The sequence below is a fragment of the Desertivirga brevis genome, assembly GCF_017355835.1.
Map to the genome: position 1 here is coordinate 62,986 of NZ_JAFEWF010000002.1, position 17,942 is coordinate 80,927.

Consider the following 17,942-nt stretch of genomic DNA (forward strand, 5'->3'; position numbering starts at 1 on the left):
CTTAACCCTTTTTTATAATCTAAAATGCTACTGAGCAGTTTGAAAGGTTATGGGTAAACTTGCATTTGTGCGAACGGTACTGCCCTTCAATACTCCAGGTTTCCATTTCGGTGAATTTCGAACAAGTCTTAAAGCTTCCTCATCACATCCACCGCCGATTCCCTTAGTAACCTTTATATCACTTAAGGAACCATCCTTTTCTATAATAAAAGCTACAACGACCTTACCTTGTATATTTGCCTGACGGGCTGACGCAGGATATTTGATATTTGATGATACGTATTTTATTAACTCTCTTTGCCCACCGTTAAATTCGGGCTGAACATCTACCTCATTAGCATTATAAACTTTGTTCTCCAAATTTGTTGCAACCTGGGGTTCAACAATTGGACGTTGTTGCGGACTAACAGCCTCAACCGGTGCTAAATCCATGCTATCTGGTTCAAGCGGGCGAACTTCTTCATTCTTTACATCGACGTCTCTAAGGGATACAATCTTACCATCGGCATCAATAACGAATTCGTATTGAACCTGTGCAGAGTAAAGGTCTCTCGTTGAGGGCCTAAAGTAGCTCTCCTTTACCCAATGAGTGGTTACTATCCGGTCCCCCTGACGTTCAAACTTCAAAGAAGACACGATCCATATCCTTTTTAGATTCTCCATATCCCGTCGACGCTGCCAGTAAAGGTCTTTCAAACGGCTATAGGTTAAGTTGTGGTAGTTATAGAATGTCTCTGTAATATTAGCAAAATAGCTTGGAGGATCGAAATAACCTCTCTTCTCATCGTAATAGTAAGCTTCGATAAATTTAACAAGTGATGATCTTACTTCTTCATCACTCATTGAAAAGCTTTCATCAAGGAGACTTGAATCACTATTTTCTTCTAAAGCCTCTACTTTCACTGCTTCTTTTTTTCCCTTAAACAACTTCCATGGCTCATCAACAAAGAAAGTAAGATAGCCCATTACAAGAATAATGACGCCTAAGATGACTCCCATGTATAGTAGAGATCGATCTTTCTGAATCAACGTTTGTTCCTCGATTTGATCGTCGGTTTTTTCCTGAGTTCTAGCCATTATTTAATTAAAGAGAAAGGGTAAAATATAAATATACAAAAACAAGTGGCGCAGCGAATAACAATCCATCAAAACGATCTAGTAACCCTCCATGTCCAGGAAGAATAGATCCGGAGTCTTTCTTACCTACACTTCGTTTAAGCATTGATTCTACAAGGTCGCCGAAAGTTCCGCCAATTACTATTAATAATGACATTATTGCCCAATGAACTACTGCAATTTCGATGTATCGGGTACTTAAAATAAAAGCAACTAGTAAACTGGTAAACATACCTCCAAAAAAACCTTCCCAGGATTTTTTGGGTGAATGTCTTTCAAATAATTTATTTTTCCCTAGCTTCACTCCAAACAGGTAAGCACCAGTGTCACTTGCCCAGAGCAGCAGCATGAAACCAAGAGGAAGATGAAAATTATAGCTACCGTTTAAAAATGCAAGTGCTGAAAAGAACGCAAAAGGAATTATTAAATATGAGACTCCAAAATAAGTGTAAGCAAGATTATGAAAAGGCTTTTCAGATTTTTTATAAAGTTCTGTTATACAAATTACAATAGACACAGGAGCAGCTATTAAAATATACCTTAGCCCCTCACCTGTTAAAAGATAAACCAGAATCGGAATAAAGATAGTTCCTGCCAGAATTATACCCAAAAACCTATGTGGTTTTACATCCTCACTTTGAACCAATCCATAGAACTCGTTTACACAAAACAAGCTCAGTAGCAGAAAAAAAAGGGCAAAAGTTTTTTCCCCGGTTAATACAGATGCCAACATTACTAATACAAAGAAAAATCCTGTTATTGCCCTTGTCTTCATAATTCGTTTTTGATAATTATTTCTAAAGCTTCATTAAAATGGTCGCGGTGTACATAAATTTCTACCTCACCTATTTTATATGGAAAGCCTTGCTTGTCTAATAAAACCCCTTCAACTCCGTGGTCCACAAGTATTTGTCTTACTATTTCGGATTTATAAAAATCGTTTGAAGTATAAATCTTTACCCAATCATTTCTCATCTAGAATTGTCTTTGCTCCAAACCTCCTCTGATAAGCAGCTAATAAAACTACCCCTATAACTAAACTTAATATAGCAACCGGTAAAGGATAGCCTGTTTGCTCATCTATTTTGTCCAGCGACTGACCGTTCCTTTGTAAAATGTAAGCACCGATGACTGCTATCCCGTTATTGATAGAATGGGCAATCATAGGAATAATTAAGTTTTTACTGGAATGATATAAGTAACCAAATAGAGCACCAAGTAACATCCTTGGAATAAACCCATAAAATTGAACATGGATAGCGCTGAAAATAATTGCAGCTAGCCAAATTCCGAGGTGATAACTATTGGTCCATCTCACAAGTACTTTCTGCAAACACCCTCTGAATATTAATTCTTCACCGATTCCAGGGATAATAGCAATAATCAGCAGATTGATGGCCAGATCAACGGGTGTTTTCATTGTGAGAAATTGTTTCGTTAATAAAGCCATTTCATCCTCCTTTTGCCTCATCCAGCTCTCCAGATCACTTAGAAACCCCGGTAAACTCATTCTAGTATTTTGTACTATTGTCCACTCTATAAAAGGAGTAAAAATGAAAAAAATACCGACTGATGAAACAAGTAATAAAAAACTTAATCCTTTATTTAAATTTAAATACCCAAGCGAATCAGAGCTTTCCTGCTTTGCAAAAACAAATGCCGGTACGATAAAGGTACCTACAGACGAGAACAGTTGAACCAGCTTTAGAGCCCCAATATTACTACCTACCCCTTTGTTGAAATTTAATATATCCTCAAATCCGAAAATCAACCCACAAGCTACTATACCAAGCACAGTAAATATTATCATTCCTATCGCTACCCATAAGAACAAGCCTAATAAAGAAACAAAAGGATGACGAGTACTTGAAGTGCTTTCCGCTATCATCAGGTAATTATTTGTAAATTTGTGAATTAAACAAATCTTTACTTGTGTATAGTATAAGATCTGGTAGAAACTAGAGCTATACACATGTATAAAATCAGGCAAAGATAGTAGTTTAAGAATACCTCATGTCCGTAAAAATTGGAAATATAGATTTAGGTGAGTTCCCGTTATTGTTGGCTCCGATGGAAGATGTAAGTGATCCACCTTTCAGGTATGTATGTAAACAGAGTGGGGTAGACATGATGTATACGGAATTCATCTCTTCTGAAGGATTGATCAGAGATGCAGCAAAAAGTATACAGAAGCTTGACATATTTGAGTATGAACGGCCAATTGGAATTCAAATATTTGGCAGTAATATAGAAACAATGCGGGGCGCTACAGAAATAGCTACCAAAGCGAGCCCTGATCTAATAGATATCAACTATGGTTGCCCTGTTAAGAATGTTGCCTGCCGAGGAGCCGGAGCTAGCTTGTTACAGGACATTGACAAGATGGTGTTAATGACTAAAGCTGTAGTTGAATCAACTCATTTACCGGTGACAGTTAAAACCAGGTTAGGTTGGGATGACAACACAAAAAATGTTTATGAAGTTGCTGAGAGGCTGCAGGATGTCGGAATTAAAGCCTTGACAATCCATGGACGGACACGATCTCAGATGTACAAAGGACAGGCAGACTGGACCTTAATAAGAGAAATAAAACGTAATCCTCGAATCCAAATTCCAATTTTTGGCAATGGTGATGTTGACTCTGTAGAAAAGGCAGCAGACTGGAGATTAGAGTATGAGGTGGATGGTATAATGATAGGAAGAGCTTCTATTGGCTATCCATGGATCTTTAGAGAGATTAAACATTTCTTCAAAACTGGAGAAATCCTTCAAGGTCCTACCCTCTCGGAAAGAGTAGAAGTTTGCAAAACTCACCTGGACAAATCGATTGCATGGAAGGGACCAAAAACAGGTATATTTGAGATGAGGAGGCACTATTCCAATTATTTCAAGGGAATTCCAAATTTTAAAGAATACCGCATGAAACTAGTTTCGGCAGACACTATAGAGCTTATTGAGGAAATACTTGAAGAAATAAAAAACAAGTTCCAAACAGAGATGGCTTGATTTTTGAACGACCATAAATATCAAATTAAAAGAACGTTATGGTAACACACATTACTGAAGGCGTAAAGGTATCAGTAGAAACGATCTATCAGCCAGAATATTCCAACCCGGCAAACGATCATTATATGTTTGCCTACAAAATTTGCATCGAAAATCTTACTGACTATAGTGTACAGCTAATGCGCAGGCACTGGTATATATTCGATTCTAACGGTTCCCACAGAGAAGTTGAAGGGGAAGGAGTAGTAGGACAGCAACCGGTAATTGAACCGGGTAACTACCATGAATATGTTTCGGGCTGTAACTTGAAAACTGATATGGGAAGTATGACAGGAACCTACGAGATGAAACGTTTAGTTGACGATGGTCCTTTTGAAGTAAAAATACCAGAATTTTTTATGGTTGCACCCTACAAATTGAATTAGGTAGACTTTCACCTTTTATTGATACTTTCAGTTATAAAAAAAGCTCACCGTATTAGTGAGCTTTTATTTTTTAACTTGATTGCTTAATCACTTCTCCGGCCTCCAAAAACCATAAGTCCTAAGTATACTAATTGGGCAATTGATCCTAAAGCTGCCACAACATAGGTCATTGCAGCCCACCATAAAGCATTTTTTGCTTGTGAATGCTCTACGCTCGTTTGCATTATTCCCTTATTTGTATTCAACCATGCCAAGGCCCTGTTACTGGCATCAAATTCAACGGGTAAGGTAACCACACTAAACAGAGTAACAAAAATCATAGCTCCAAATGCAATTAACAAAAGGGTATAGCCGATACCTGATGCAAGAAGAATAAAACCTAGCATAAAGACCCATTGAAGTAGGTTAGATGCTATTTTAACAACTGGTACCATTGCAGATCGCAAATTTAACCAGCTATAAGCTTTAGCATGCTGGACAGCATGGCCACATTCGTGAGCTGCCACTGCTGCTGCTGCAATACTTCTTCCGTGGTAAACCTCCGGACTTAAATTAACGGTACGGTCGGCAGGATTATAGTGATCACTTAACGATCCTTCTACGGCTCTGATCTGGACGTCATAAATTCCATTGTCACGAAGCATCTTTTCAGCCACATCACGACCCGTAAATCCTGATCTAAGTGGTGTTTCCGAATATTCGGTAAACTTTCTTTTAAATCTAAATTGAACGATTAGACTTACTATCGCTATAATTATAAATAAGATGAAACCTATATTCATTTCTATAATGTTTTATTAAAATTAATCAAAAAGTATTCCCTGGTTACTATTAAGCTTCCAAATACTATTAAAACGTTATTATTTCAGTTGGTAATATAGAAGAACTGACAAATATTCATCTTCATAGTAAAGTTACTTCAAGTTTTTGTTTCTACATTTGATAAGAAAATTAGCAAATGGAAACTTACCCGGTATTTATTCTAATTACGATCCTTTTAATACTCATTTTTTTAGTAATAAAAATCAACAGCAATAAAGGAAACTCAAAGTCCCTCACGGAAATACAAAACCTCCAAATATCCCTATCTAAGGCAGAAGAAAGAGCTTTGTTGTTCAAAGAGGAGAAAGACAGACTTGCCATTATGCTCGAGGAGGAACGACAAAAGCTAATCGATATAAATCTATCTTATGAAGGCACAAAAACGTTCTACGTGGCACAGCAACAGAAAATCGCAGAGCAAAAGGTTGAAATTGAGAAGCTTCAGGACAAATTAACGAAGGACTTTGAGCTGATAGCCGGAAAAATTCTTGAAGAAAAAAGTCAACGATTCACCGACTCCAACAAATTAAATTTAGATCTCATTTTAAATCCCCTAAAAGAAAATATAAAAGCATTTGAAGACAAAGTGGAAAAGGTGTACAAAGCAGAATCTGATGAAAGAAATGTCTTAAAAGGGGAAATCACAAAACTTATGGAACTAAACAGGCAGATTAGTCAGGAAGCTCATAATCTAACCAGGGCTTTAAAGACTGATACGAAGAAACAGGGTAACTGGGGGGAATTGATTCTTGACCGGGTATTGGAAGCCTCTGGTTTAATTAAAGGCGAGAACTTTACCAAGCAAACCTCATATACAGATCAGGAGGGCGCCCGGCTATTACCAGATGTTATTATTAATCTTCCGGACAATAAGCATCTGGTGATCGACTCTAAGGTGTCTCTGCTTGCTTACGAACGTCTGGTTAACTGCGATGATGATTTTTTGAGGAATCAACATTTAAACGATCATATACTATCCATTAAAAACCATATAAAAAATCTCAGTAGTAAGAACTATAACAGTCTCAGTGCCATTAATTCACCTGATTTTGTTTTACTTTTTATTCCAATTGAATCTTCATTTGCCGTTGCTATACAACATGATATAGAACTATTTGAATTTTCCTGGAGCAGGCGCGTAGTAATGGTAACCCCCTCAACCTTGTTAGCCACATTAAAAACCATAGCCTCAATTTGGAAACAAGAGCAACAAACACAGAATGCTATTGAAATAGCAAGCAAAGCAGGAGCTCTCTATGATAAATTTGTTGGCTTCATTAATGATTTGAAGAGGGTAGGGGAGAGCATAGAAAAAGCTCAAAGCTCTTATTCGGATGCTTTTTCAAAACTTAGCTCCGGAAGTGGCAACTTAATCGGCAGGGTTGAGAATTTAAGGAAATTAGGTGCTAAATCAAGTAAGAAGCTCGAAGATAAATACCTAATGGAAGAATAGGCGTTATATAAGACGGAAGAAATCATGGTTCGTCAAAACTTAATTTCTTCCGTTTCTAGAATGATTATCTCTTAATTATATCCTTAAGCAAAAGAATTCCACCCCTGGGCTTTCAAAGGATGAACATTTCCTGATTTTGAGACTAAATTCATTCCTGCTGAACTTTCAGTGATATGACCTATTACACTAATATCAGGGTTATTTTTAATTTTATCATAATCTGCCTGTTTAATAGTAAAAAGGAGCTCATAATCCTCTCCGCCACTTAATGCACAGACTGTCGGATCAAGATTAAACTGACGAGCCGTATCATAAGTCATCGGATCTATGGGAATCTTTTCCTCAAAAAGGTTACAACCTTTATCTGAGTTTGTACATATATGAATAACTTCAGAAGAAAGACCGTCTGAAACATCAATCATTGAAGTAGGCCTAATCCCAGCAGATCTTAGTAACTCAACGATATCCTTTCTTGCCTCTGGCTTCAACTGTCGTTCTACAATATAATCTTTGCCTTCCAAATCAGGCTGAATATTCGGATTCTCCAAAAACACCCTCTTTTCGCGCTCAAGCAATTGAAGGCCCATATATGCTGCTCCTAAATCTCCTGAAACGCAGATTAAATCACCTTCTTGAGCTGTATTCCTATAAGTGATATCATCTTCATTAGCATAGCCAATACTTGTGACACTAATTACCAGTCCCTGCTTCGAGGAAGAAGTATCACCTCCTACTATGTCAACATTATACTTTTTACAAGCGATAAGCATGCCTTCATATAATTCTTCAACAGCCTCTATGGGAAATTTACTGGACAATCCAAGCGACACTGTCACCTGACTAGCCGTACCGTTCATCGCATAAATGTCACTTAAGTTTACTTGAATCGCTTTATATCCTAGGTGTTTAAGAGGAGTATAGCTTAAATCAAAGTGAATTCCATCTAACAGAAGATCAGTAGAAATTAAAGTTTTCTTACCCGAAAAATCAAGTACCGCTGCATCATCTCCTGGTCCTTTGTTAGTAGAAGGATTACTAAGCTCTATATTCCTGATAAGATGGTCAATTAATCCAAATTCACCCAGGTTACTAATATCAGTTCTATCTTTATTTTCAAACACAGTTTACAAATCAATTATAAGTGACTTCCTGTCACGGCCATACATTTACACTATTGGTACGAAGAATTCATACTTAAACAGCAAGCCTCGAATCAAAAAGAAAGACAGTAATTTCAATAACTGCCTTTCAATAAATTCTAGATATTGATTACTGGATTACTTTAAATTCGGCTATAGGCCATATTAAAGTCCCAATCTCTCAGATATCTCTAACATTCTCTCTATCGGAAGTCTTGCTTTTTCCACCACATGCATTGGCACATCTACTTCCGGCAATTCGTTCTTCAAACACAAATACAATTTCTCAAGAGTATTGCGCTTCATATGAGGACAATCATTGCAAGCACAAGAATTATTTGGAGGAGCCGGAATAAATACTTTTCCCGGATTAGCTTTCTCCATCTGATGAATAATCCCACTTTCCGTTGCAACGATAAACTCTTTAGCATCACTGTTCATGGTATATTTCAAGAGGCCCGTTGTCGAACCAATGTAATCCGCCATATTTAGCAAAACATCTTCGCATTCAGGATGAGCAATAAATTTTGCGTCGGGATGCTTTTCTTTCAGTTTATTAATCCTTTGAACCGAAAATATTTCATGCACCATACATGCCCCATTCCATAACACTAAATCTCGTCCAGTTTTCTTAGCCACATAAGTTCCCAAATTTCTATCGGGCCCGAATATTATCTTCTGATCCTTCGGCAAGCTCTCGACGATCTGAACAGCATTTGATGATGTACATACAATATCGCTTAACGCCTTCAACTCGGCTGAACAATTCACATATGTTATTACCAAATGGTCTGGATACTTCTCTTTAAACTTCGCAAAGAGATGTGGTGGACAGCTATCTGATAATGAACACCCTGCTTTCAGATCGGGCAAAAGGACCGTCTTGCTGGGGGACAAAATCTTTGCTGTCTCCGCCATAAAATGTACACCGGCAAAAACAATGATGTCAGCATCCGTCTTAGCCGCCTCTTGCGACAAGCCTAAACTATCTCCGATATAATCAGCAATATCCTGAATATCCGGTTCTTGATAGTAATGTGCTAGAATTACTGCATTCTTTTCTTTTTTAAGCTTCTCGATCTCGTCAAATAAATCGAGAGTTGGATCAATGGGCTCGTCAACGAAACCCTTCACATTTATTTCTTCAAAAATATCCATTTTCAACGCTACAATAAAATACAATGATTTTATTTAAATAATCTTCTTATTGTTTATTAGGGTGTTGGTAATGTTAAGAACCCGCTAAACTATTATTTGATTTTTTTGTTTCAAATCAGTTTTCCACATATTATTAACAGTTTATGCAATCAACGTGCCTGAAATAGAGGACGTTTTATTTTGCAAGTTTTATTGTGTTTAGTTTTCCTGTGAATTCTTTGTTCTTGGGAAAACGTTAATAACTGTAGTCCTCCTTGCTGAAAACTTTCTTAAAACTGGCTCGTTTCTCTTGTTATTCACATTCCAAAATTTGTTATTGCAAATTATTAAACGTGGTTTTATACAAAATTAACATCTTTACAGTGGTTTATCCACATTGACGTTATAAGATTACATTTCACTAAATATTTTTCAATGAAGAATGTTGATTTCTTAGTTGTAGGTTCTGGCATTGCGGGTTTAAGTTTTGCCCTTAAGGCGGCTAAACATGGTAAGGTACTGATAGTTACAAAGGCGAATGAGGATGAATCAAACACTAAGTACGCTCAGGGAGGGGTTGCGGTGGTTGTGGATAAGTCTGATTCTTTCGACAAACATATAGAAGATACCCTTATTGCAGGAGATGGTTTATGTGATAAACATATAGTTCAAGCCGTTGTTAGGGAGGGCCCGGAAAGGATTCAGGAGATAATTGACTATGGAACTAACTTCGATCAAACTAAGCAGGGTTTATATGATTTAGCAAAAGAGGGTGGCCACTCGGAGCATAGGATCCTTCATTATAAGGATATTACGGGCTTTGAGATTGAGAGAGCTCTACTTGAGCAAATTCATCTTGATCCAAATATTGAAATCCTTACACATTATTTCGCTGTTGAAATTATCACTCAGCATCATTTGGGAGAATTTGTTGATAAAAAGTCAAGCGATATTGAATGTTATGGTATTTATGCATTCAATACCTATACAAATAAGGTTGAGAAGATACTATCAAAGGTAACTGTTATGGCTACTGGAGGGGCGGGGCATATTTATTCTAATACCACTAACCCTACCATTGCCACTGGCGATGGAATAGCAATGGTGTACAGGGCAAAAGGGAAAGTAAGGAATATGGAATTTATTCAATTTCATCCTACAGCTTTGTACAATCCCGGAGAGTATCCCTCTTTTCTTATTTCCGAAGCAGTTAGGGGATTTGGTGGTGTTCTTAAGGATAGGAACGGAAATGAATTTATGCAGAACTATGATGAACGTAGATCGTTAGCACCTAGGGATATTGTCGCAAGGGCAATAGATAGCGAGATGAAGAAGTCTGGTGATGATTTCGTTTACCTTGATATCAGACATAGGTCGAAGGACGAGATCCTATCACACTTTCCTAATATCTATGCGAAATGTTTAAGTATTGGTATTGATATGACAAAGGATTTGATACCAGTTACACCTGCTTGTCATTACATGTGTGGTGGTATTTATGTTGATGAGAATGGAAGGTCCACGATTGGACGGTTATATGCATGTGGTGAGTGTTCTTCTACTGGATTGCACGGGGCAAATCGGTTAGCTAGTAATTCACTTTTGGAAGCTACTGTATTTGCTCATCGTATTTATCTTGATGCTGTTGAGCAGTATAAGGTAGTTGTTTTGCCTGAAGATATTCCTGAATGGGACGATTCTAATACTAAGCTATCAAATGAAGATATCCTTGTCACTCATAATTTGCGTGAAACACAGAAAATCATGAGTGATTATGTTGGTATTGTTCGTTCTGATTTTCGTCTCGAGAGGGCACTGAGGCGGCTGGGTCTTTTGTATGAAGAAACCGAGGAGTTTTATAAACGTACTAAAGTTTCAGTAAAACTTTGTGAATTAAGGAATGTGATTCAATGTGCGTTTATAGTAATTAAGTCGGCTATGTTACGGAAAGAAAGCAGGGGACTCCATTATACAACTGATTATCCGGAAAAGTCACAGGAGTTATATGATACCCTATTTTGAAAGAGCAGAAAAGGGTAGTTAGTCAGATAGTTTTGAGATTCTTTAACTTATTTATACTATATAAATGGCATTAGTTTTACCCGTAAAGGGAATTTCTCCGGTTTGGGGTAGCAACTGTTTTATTGCGCAAAATAGCACTATAGTCGGAAATGTAAGAATAGGCGATAATTGTTCTGTTTGGTTCAATTCAGTAATAAGAGGTGATGTTAATTATATAGAGATCGGTAATAATGTGAATATACAGGATGGTGTAGTAATTCATTGTACCTATCAACGGTCAGGTACTACTATCCATGATAATGTGTCCATCGGCCATAATGCACTAGTCCATGGGTGTACTTTAAAAAATAATACTCTAATCGGGATGGGAGCAATTGTGATGGATAACGCTGTTGTTGAGGAGTTTACTATTATCGCAGCAGGCGCAATTGTTCTTGAAAATACTATCTGTGAAACTGGGCATATATATGCTGGGGCTCCTGCAAAAAAGATTAAGCCAATTAATGAACAGCAGAGATCTTTATTGCAGCAGTTACCCAAGAATTATATAATGTATGCGAGTTGCTTTACTGGGGAGGAGGCGGAATTGTAATCTTTTCTTCCAAATCCCAATTAGCTCTTAATGTTATTTCGGTTGGTGCATTCCAAGTTTTTTCTGGTTGGAGTCCCTTTTTGACATTACCAGTATCCCACTTGTCATTGTTGTTTTCATCATACACAATACGGAAAGAATATTTGCCAACAGGATAAGTTGTATAGTTCAGAACAGAATTCTTTTTTATGCTTCTGGAATTAATTATTTCCTCCTGTTCGTTTAGTAATTGAATCAGGTAATTTTTCGTAGTATCGGTTATCGTAAATCTAATACTGAGATTACCGTAATTTTCCTCCACATCGCGTTGAAATGTTCGCTTGAATATTTTCGATTTTCCGCCGTAAAGTCCTCGGACTGCTCCCTCCGGGATACTAAGATCATAGTTTTTTTCTGCTTTCCAGGAGTACTTTAAATTATATCTTCTTGTAGAACTCGTATCCTTTTCGAATCTAAAATTTTTAACTGGAACGGAATCCTGGAGCAATATTATGTTCTTCGTATCAATACTGGCAACTGGGGAAGAGAAAGTTAAGGTATAATCATTACCGGGTTTTATTCTGCTATTGCCTGCGTTATCCGTTATTGTAATATCTTGCTTATAGTCGTCACGTTTACTTCTTCTAAGTACTACGGTATCTAAAGGTATCGAATTGTTATTTATAACAACTTGAAGAGAATCGAAGGTCATATCTTTTGTCCATAGTAAAGCCGTATCTCCAGTCTTTGAGAATTCTCTGGTACTATTCCTATTTAACTCATCAGGCCCAAGTATTCTCAAAGAGGGATTGGGTAGTTTTTGATTATAGGTAATGATAATCCTTCCTGAGTTTTCAATTTTTCGATCTGTTACACGAAATACCGTTGGCTCCTCCTTAAAAAGTTGAAGTTGTATTCCATTCACATCTTTTTTAAGCTCGATAGGGTCGTTGAGGAACGCTACTTCCTCGTTCGTGGAATTATAGATCTTATCACCACCCTCTTTCTCAAATACTGAGTATATTTTATATGATCCTTCTTTTAAGTATCGAAGCTTAAAATTTCCACTCGAATCTGTTGTTGTAAATATGTTTGCCTTTCTTTTCCCAAATATGGTATCGCGGGCCATTGGTATTATGAATACCGTTGCATCAAGTTGTGGCTTTTTTGTCAACGAATTTATCACAGTACCTGAAATAGATAAGGAGTCTATTTTATTCCCAGTAGAAAAGACGTAAACGTAGTTTTTTAAGAGGTTGCCTTCATTATAGTCAGCTATCGCATTGCCAAAGTTTATTGTGTAAGTAGTATTAGCCTCGAGTGTATCCTGAAATTTTACATTTAATGTTTTCTTTTTTATTCTATAATCAGGCTGCTTATTTACATCCGGAGAAAGGCTTATTTCTTTCCCTATATTATTCAGCTTGAAATATTCATCCAACTCAATATTAATTTGTGGTGAATTGAAGTTAGTAGTAAAATTTTTTGGCGTTTCTCTCAAAATTTTTGGAGCAATCGTATCCTTCGGTCCACCGGTAGGTTGCTGAATACTTGCACAACTGTTTAGCAGGAAGTAAGTTGATATAAGTGTTAATAAAATTAACTTAAAGTATTGTTTTTGATTTAAGGGCATTTATGGACGTTTTAAGCGTTTTTTACCTCTTTTGGATTACTTATACTGAAATTTAAAGTTATTGCTTCTAAAGGTGTTTAAAACAGTTTTTTTAATTACCTGATTTTGAGCAACTTAGCTATTATCTCAGATGGATCATCAGAACTGATATATCTGCTGGTGATACACCAGAGATCCTGGAGGCTTGGCCAAGTGTTCTTGGTTTTATCTTTACTAGTTTTTCACGAGCTTCTTTTGATAAAGATACCAATGATTGATAGTTGAATTCAGGATTAATTTCCTGGTCTTCCATCTTCTTCATTTTGTCCACTATCTCCATTTCTTTCTCAAAATAGCTTTCGTATTTAACCTTTATCTCCGCTTGTTCTATTGTTTCCTGATCATATTTACTAAGTAGATCATTTAAACTTCCATTTACTTTTTTTAAGTCGCTAATTGAGACCTGTGGTCGCGTTATCAAAGAGAACATCTTGACATTTTGAGATAAGGTCGAAGTTCCTAGGTTTTCAAGTAATGAGTTTACTTCCACAGAGTCAATTGACGTAGTTTTGAGAAAACGAACGATATTATCAGAATTCGTTATTTTTCTATTTACTTTATTCAATCTCTCATCATCAACTAGACCTAGTTTATGTGCAATAGGAGTTAATCTAATGTCAGCATTATCCTGACGCAAGAGTAATCTGTGTTCGGCTCTGGAAGTAAACATCCTATATGGTTCTTCAGTGCCTTTAGTAACAAGGTCGTCAATTAATACTCCTATATATGATTCAGAGCGTTTCATTATTAACTCATGTAAATCATTAATTTTTTGGTGAGCATTAATTCCTGCAATGAAACCCTGACTTGCCGCTTCTTCATATCCCGTAGTTCCGTTTATTTGACCAGCAAAGAATAGATTTTTTATCAGCTTTGTTTCTAACGTTGAGCTCAGTTGAGTAGGAGGGAAGTAATCGTATTCTATCGCATAACCCGGTCTAAACATCTTTGCATTTTCAAATCCAGGTATCTGCGTTAATGCTTTATATTGAACGTCCTCTGGGAGTGAAGTTGAAAATCCATTGACATAAATTTCAACAGTATTCCATCCTTCTGGTTCTACAAATATTTGGTGTCGTTCTCTCTCAGCAAATCTGTTTATTTTATCCTCAATAGAGGGACAATATCGCGGCCCTAAACCTTTTATTCTTCCTGTAAACATCGGAGATTTTTCGAAACCTTCCTTTAGTGTATCATGTACATTTTGATTAGTATAGGTTATCCAGCAACACCTTTGCTCGGTAGCCAGCGGAACATCTGTAAAGGAGAAACGTCCTCGCTTGTCATCACCCCATTGTTCTTCCATTTTTGAATAATCAAGGCTTCTACCATCAACTCTGGGAGGAGTTCCGGTTTTCATTCTTCCGGCCTCAAATCCTAGTTCGACCAGTTGTTCGGTTAGTCCTGTCGCTGATTTCTCTGCCGTTCTACCTCCACCGAACTTCTTTTCTCCGATATGTATTATCCCATTTAAGAATGTTCCGTTTGTTAATACGACTGCGCTAGACTCTATCTCGATACCTAGAGAGGTTACTACTCCTGCTACCTTATCACCCTTAGTCAGGATAGCTTTTACAGTATCTTGCCAGAAATCTATATTGGGTGTACGTTCTAACATTAGGCGCCATTCCTCGGAAAACCTCTTTCTATCACTCTGAGCTCTTGGGCTCCACATTGCTGGTCCTTTAGATAAGTTGAGCATTCTAAACTGAATGGAGGTTTTGTCTGTTACAATACCACTGTATCCTCCCATTGCATCTATCTCTCGAACTATTTGCCCTTTTGCTACGCCTCCCATCGCTGGATTACAACTCATCTGAGCTATTGTCTCCATGTTCATTGTAATGAGAAGTACTGAAGAACCTAAATTTGCGGCAGCGGCAGCTGCCTCACAGCCTGCATGACCCGCACCTACAACAATTATATCGTATTTCTTAAACATTTTTTTGTTCCACGTGGAACTTCTGCTTTTTTTGTTCCACGTGGAACAAAAAAAGCAGAAGTATTAAATATTTTTCAATTCAGAAAGTTCTACCCATCGATTCGTAAGGGTATCTAATGATTCTTTGTGTTTTTCTATTTCCTCAGAGATGTTATTAAGTATAACATGGTCAGAAATTCCCGAGTTTAAGTCGGAGGTTAGACTTTTTATTTTTTGTTCCAGATCCGTGATTTTAAGTTCAATCTCCTCAAATTCCTTCTCCTCCTTGAATGATAACTTGACCTTCTTTGGTGTCGTTGTGATAGGAGTGGGTTCGAGATTTTTTTTCTGAACTCCTTTGTTTTTAATTTCTTCTTCTCGTTCTAGCCGATACTCAGTGTAGTTCCCATTATAGATTCGAACTTTAGAATCACCTTCCAGAATAAAAAGTTGCTCGGTAAGTTTGTCCATTAAATACCTATCGTGAGATACTAGAAGTAAAACGCCAGTATAATTTTCTAAAAATTCTTCTAAAACATTTAAGGTGTCAATGTCAAGGTCGTTAGTAGGTTCATCTAATATTAAGAAATTAGGATTAGTCATGAGAACCCTCATTAATTGAAGGCGCTTTTTTTCTCCTCCACTAAGTTTGTTTACGAAAGTGTGTTGCTTGGCTGGAGGGAATAAGAAATGAGTAAGGAGCTGGGATGCAGTCAAAGTTTTCCCATCGGCCATAGTGATAAATTCGGCTACGTTTTTTACTACATCAATAACTCGTTCGTCTTCTTTTATGTTTAGACCTGATTGGCGATAGTAGCCATAAACAGTAGTTTCGCCTATCAGAACCTTTCCTTTGGCTGGCTGGGCTTCTCCTGAAATGATGTTTAACAGAGTGGATTTCCCGCTGCCGTTCTTTCCCGCAAGTCCAATCTTATCGCCCTTTTTAAAGGTGTAGGTAAAATCATCGATAATAATATGGCTTCCGAATGTTTGTCCTACATTTTCTAGTTCTAAAATTTTATTTCCTTGCCTTGATACCTTTGTGCTTAATTCTACTTTTTGTTGTATGTTTCTTCCCCTGGTTTTTTCTTCTAGGTCATAGAACGAATCTATCCTTGACTTAGATTTCGTCGTTCTAGCTTTTGGCATTCTTCGCATCCACTCCAGCTCCTTTTTCAAAAGGTTTCTATTCTTTTGAAGGGTAGAAGCTTCCAATTCTTCTCTCTCTGCTTTCTTTTCGAGGAAGTAGCTGTAGTTTCCTTGGTAAGTATAGAGCTTCCGGTTTTCTAACTCTAATATGTGGTTGCATATGTTATCTAGAAAATACCTGTCATGAGTTACCATTATCAATGTCTTCTGTCCGCTTGTTAAATAACTCTCCAACCACTCTATCATTTCAATGTCAAGGTGATTCGTTGGTTCATCAAGCACATAAACGTCTGGATTGTCGATAAGAAGTTTTGCCAAAGCTAGTCTCTTCTTTTGCCCACCCGATAATGTCTTGATTTCTTTTTCTAGGTTATGAATAGACAGACGTTGTAGAATTGTTTTTATTTCGTGTTCGTACTCCCAAGCATTAAGCTCGCTTATTTCATTCATTAAGTCGCTTAGAACATCCTCGTCGGGATTTGCTTCGGTTAGCAGTTCCTCATACTTGCGAATAACTTGTTGTTGTTTGTTTTCTAAACTATAAATATAGTCAGCTATTGTTTTTAGATCACCGAAATAAGGGTCCTGTTCAAGATATCCTATATTGAGACCTTTCTCTTTTACAACTTTCCCTTCTGTGGGCACGAGCTTTTCGCAAAGGATTTTCATAAGAGTAGATTTTCCCGAGCCATTGATTCCTACCAATGCTACCCTTTGTCCTTTTGCTATTCCAAATGTAATGTCTTTAAATAGCCAGTTATCATTAAATGCGTGGCCTAATTGTTCTCCCGATAAAATACTCATGCTAGTTCCTTTATTTTATCAGAAGGGTAGATGTGTATCCCTTCAATTTCTTTAAGTGTTTGATTTAACATTGCTTTTGCAACTGTTGTTGCTTCTATACTTCGATATTTTTTAAAATTGTCAATCAACAGTGGATTTACTACTGACATTAACTTTATAAATAGGTTTTCAACTACTCTAGGCTCTTTTCTTTTTCCAGTTAACAAAGATGGTTGATATATATGCAGTGATTTAACGCCTATCTTCTTTAGATCTTCTTCAGTTTCCCATTTTAATTTTGAATAAAAAAATGGTGAGGTGGCACTGGCTCCGAGGGCTGAGATATAATGAAACTGACTAATATTATTATCCTTTGCTATAAGTGACAGTTTCATCAAGTATTCATGCTCTATTTTTCTGTACATCTCTGTACTCGGTGTTGCGCTTTTTGTTGTTCCCAAGCAATAATATACCACGTCTCCCCGTATTTCATCTTTGTGCTGCTCCAGTTCATTGAAGTTTATTATTAGCTGTTTAAGCTTAGGATGTGTAAAACTTAGCGGACTTCTTGATAAAGCCAGGACTTCATCAAAAGAGTTATTAATTAATAATAGCTGTAATAGTGAAGATCCTATTAAGCCTGTTGCTCCAGCTATAACTGCCTTTTTCACTGCACACGAACCTTAAATTAGCCAAAAGTACGTAAATAAAAGATTGATTTCGATA

General features: G+C 37.0%; 16 protein-coding genes. 5 read left to right on the forward strand and 11 right to left on the reverse strand.

What is annotated here, in order from left to right; genetic code table 11:
- Window positions 1-27 precede the first annotated feature (27 nt).
- From J4N25_RS08135 to J4N25_RS08150, 4 genes are read right to left on the reverse strand one after another with little or no spacing between them, the layout of a single operon-like run.
- Window positions 28-1,077 carry an energy transducer TonB gene (locus tag J4N25_RS08135; protein WP_207421699.1) on the reverse strand — a complete coding sequence of 350 codons (1,050 nt, stop codon included), beginning with the start codon at window positions 1,075-1,077 and terminating at the stop codon, window positions 28-30.
- Window positions 1,078-1,084: 7 nt separating this feature from the next.
- Window positions 1,085-1,891: a phosphatidate cytidylyltransferase gene (locus tag J4N25_RS08140; protein WP_207421700.1), complete on the reverse strand. Its 807-nt coding sequence runs from the start codon at window positions 1,889-1,891 to the stop codon at window positions 1,085-1,087.
- Entirely contained in the window at window positions 1,888-2,091 is a 204-nt protein-coding gene (locus tag J4N25_RS08145) for a putative signal transducing protein (RefSeq protein ID WP_207421701.1), read from the reverse strand. The genes J4N25_RS08140 and J4N25_RS08145 overlap by 4 nt, the downstream gene beginning before the upstream one ends.
- On the reverse strand, window positions 2,081-3,004 hold the full coding sequence (locus tag J4N25_RS08150) for a CPBP family intramembrane glutamic endopeptidase (RefSeq protein ID WP_207421702.1): 924 nt from the start codon (window positions 3,002-3,004) through the stop codon (window positions 2,081-2,083). The genes J4N25_RS08145 and J4N25_RS08150 overlap by 11 nt, the downstream gene beginning before the upstream one ends.
- Window positions 3,005-3,129: 125 nt before the next feature.
- Here J4N25_RS08150 and dusB point away from each other — a divergent pair, with 125 nt between their 5' ends.
- Both dusB and apaG read left to right on the forward strand, forming a co-directional pair.
- On the forward strand, window positions 3,130-4,122 hold the full coding sequence (gene dusB / locus J4N25_RS08155; protein ID WP_207421703.1) for a tRNA dihydrouridine synthase DusB: 993 nt from the start codon (window positions 3,130-3,132) through the stop codon (window positions 4,120-4,122).
- Between the two features lie 38 nt (window positions 4,123-4,160).
- A complete protein-coding gene (gene apaG, locus J4N25_RS08160; RefSeq protein WP_207421704.1) occupies window positions 4,161-4,547 on the forward strand; it encodes a Co2+/Mg2+ efflux facilitator ApaG/CorD in 387 nt (128 codons plus the stop codon).
- Window positions 4,548-4,630: 83 nt separating this feature from the next.
- On the opposite strand, the gene J4N25_RS08165 is transcribed toward apaG, so the two are convergent.
- Entirely contained in the window at window positions 4,631-5,329 is a 699-nt protein-coding gene (locus tag J4N25_RS08165) for a zinc metallopeptidase (RefSeq protein ID WP_207421705.1), read from the reverse strand.
- Window positions 5,330-5,505: 176 nt separating this feature from the next.
- Here J4N25_RS08165 and J4N25_RS08170 point away from each other — a divergent pair, with 176 nt between their 5' ends.
- Window positions 5,506-6,822 carry a DNA recombination protein RmuC gene (locus J4N25_RS08170; protein ID WP_207421706.1) on the forward strand — a complete coding sequence of 439 codons (1,317 nt, stop codon included), beginning with the start codon at window positions 5,506-5,508 and terminating at the stop codon, window positions 6,820-6,822.
- Window positions 6,823-6,905: 83 nt separating this feature from the next.
- Here the strand turns inward: J4N25_RS08170 and thiL are convergent, their stop codons facing one another.
- Complete coding sequence (gene thiL, locus J4N25_RS08175) at window positions 6,906-7,943, reverse strand: thiamine-phosphate kinase (RefSeq protein ID WP_207421707.1); 1,038 nt, start codon at window positions 7,941-7,943, stop codon at window positions 6,906-6,908.
- 183 nt (window positions 7,944-8,126) lie between these two features.
- On the reverse strand, window positions 8,127-9,119 hold the full coding sequence (gene nadA, locus J4N25_RS08180) for a quinolinate synthase NadA (protein ID WP_207421708.1): 993 nt from the start codon (window positions 9,117-9,119) through the stop codon (window positions 8,127-8,129).
- A gap of 414 nt (window positions 9,120-9,533) precedes the next feature.
- Here nadA and nadB point away from each other — a divergent pair, with 414 nt between their 5' ends.
- Together nadB and J4N25_RS08190 are read left to right on the forward strand one after the other, a co-directional pair.
- Complete coding sequence (gene nadB / locus J4N25_RS08185) at window positions 9,534-11,120, forward strand: L-aspartate oxidase (RefSeq protein WP_207421709.1); 1,587 nt, start codon at window positions 9,534-9,536, stop codon at window positions 11,118-11,120.
- 64 nt (window positions 11,121-11,184) lie between these two features.
- A complete protein-coding gene (locus J4N25_RS08190) occupies window positions 11,185-11,712 on the forward strand; it encodes a gamma carbonic anhydrase family protein (RefSeq protein WP_207421710.1) in 528 nt (175 codons plus the stop codon).
- Here J4N25_RS08190 and J4N25_RS08195 read toward each other — a convergent pair.
- The 4 genes from J4N25_RS08195 to J4N25_RS08210 form a co-directional block, all read right to left on the reverse strand.
- Window positions 11,687-13,324: an Ig-like domain-containing protein gene (locus tag J4N25_RS08195; protein ID WP_207421711.1), complete on the reverse strand. Its 1,638-nt coding sequence runs from the start codon at window positions 13,322-13,324 to the stop codon at window positions 11,687-11,689. The two genes, J4N25_RS08190 and J4N25_RS08195, sit on opposite strands and share 26 nt — an antisense overlap.
- Window positions 13,325-13,445: 121 nt before the next feature.
- Window positions 13,446-15,305 (reverse strand): tRNA uridine-5-carboxymethylaminomethyl(34) synthesis enzyme MnmG, encoded by a 1,860-nt coding sequence (mnmG, locus tag J4N25_RS08200; protein ID WP_207421712.1) that lies wholly within the window; start codon window positions 15,303-15,305, stop codon window positions 13,446-13,448.
- Window positions 15,306-15,368: 63 nt separating this feature from the next.
- Complete coding sequence (locus tag J4N25_RS08205; protein WP_207421713.1) at window positions 15,369-17,237, reverse strand: ABC-F family ATP-binding cassette domain-containing protein; 1,869 nt, start codon at window positions 17,235-17,237, stop codon at window positions 15,369-15,371.
- Complete coding sequence (locus tag J4N25_RS08210) at window positions 17,234-17,887, reverse strand: NAD(P)H-binding protein (RefSeq protein ID WP_207421714.1); 654 nt, start codon at window positions 17,885-17,887, stop codon at window positions 17,234-17,236. The genes J4N25_RS08205 and J4N25_RS08210 overlap by 4 nt, the downstream gene beginning before the upstream one ends.
- Window positions 17,888-17,942: the final 55 nt, after the last annotated feature.

Excerpts from the sequence above, each read along its gene's own strand:
- J4N25_RS08135 (WP_207421699.1), bottom strand. The coding sequence starts at position 1,077 with ATGGCTAGAACTCAGGAAAAAACCGACGATCAAATCGAGGAACAAACG.
- J4N25_RS08140 (WP_207421700.1), bottom strand. The coding sequence starts at position 1,891 with ATGAAGACAAGGGCAATAACAGGATTTTTCTTTGTATTAGTAATGTTG.
- J4N25_RS08145 (WP_207421701.1), bottom strand. The coding sequence starts at position 2,091 with ATGAGAAATGATTGGGTAAAGATTTATACTTCAAACGATTTTTATAAA.
- J4N25_RS08150 (WP_207421702.1), bottom strand. The coding sequence starts at position 3,004 with ATGATAGCGGAAAGCACTTCAAGTACTCGTCATCCTTTTGTTTCTTTA.
- dusB (WP_207421703.1), top strand. The coding sequence starts at position 3,130 with ATGTCCGTAAAAATTGGAAATATAGATTTAGGTGAGTTCCCGTTATTG.
- apaG (WP_207421704.1), top strand. The coding sequence starts at position 4,161 with ATGGTAACACACATTACTGAAGGCGTAAAGGTATCAGTAGAAACGATC.
- J4N25_RS08165 (WP_207421705.1), bottom strand. The coding sequence starts at position 5,329 with ATGAATATAGGTTTCATCTTATTTATAATTATAGCGATAGTAAGTCTA.
- J4N25_RS08170 (WP_207421706.1), top strand. The coding sequence starts at position 5,506 with ATGGAAACTTACCCGGTATTTATTCTAATTACGATCCTTTTAATACTC.
- nadA (WP_207421708.1), bottom strand. The coding sequence starts at position 9,119 with ATGGATATTTTTGAAGAAATAAATGTGAAGGGTTTCGTTGACGAGCCC.
- nadB (WP_207421709.1), top strand. The coding sequence starts at position 9,534 with ATGAAGAATGTTGATTTCTTAGTTGTAGGTTCTGGCATTGCGGGTTTA.
- J4N25_RS08190 (WP_207421710.1), top strand. The coding sequence starts at position 11,185 with ATGGCATTAGTTTTACCCGTAAAGGGAATTTCTCCGGTTTGGGGTAGC.
- J4N25_RS08195 (WP_207421711.1), bottom strand. The coding sequence starts at position 13,324 with ATGCCCTTAAATCAAAAACAATACTTTAAGTTAATTTTATTAACACTT.
- mnmG (WP_207421712.1), bottom strand. The coding sequence starts at position 15,305 with ATGTTTAAGAAATACGATATAATTGTTGTAGGTGCGGGTCATGCAGGC.
- J4N25_RS08205 (WP_207421713.1), bottom strand. The coding sequence starts at position 17,237 with ATGAGTATTTTATCGGGAGAACAATTAGGCCACGCATTTAATGATAAC.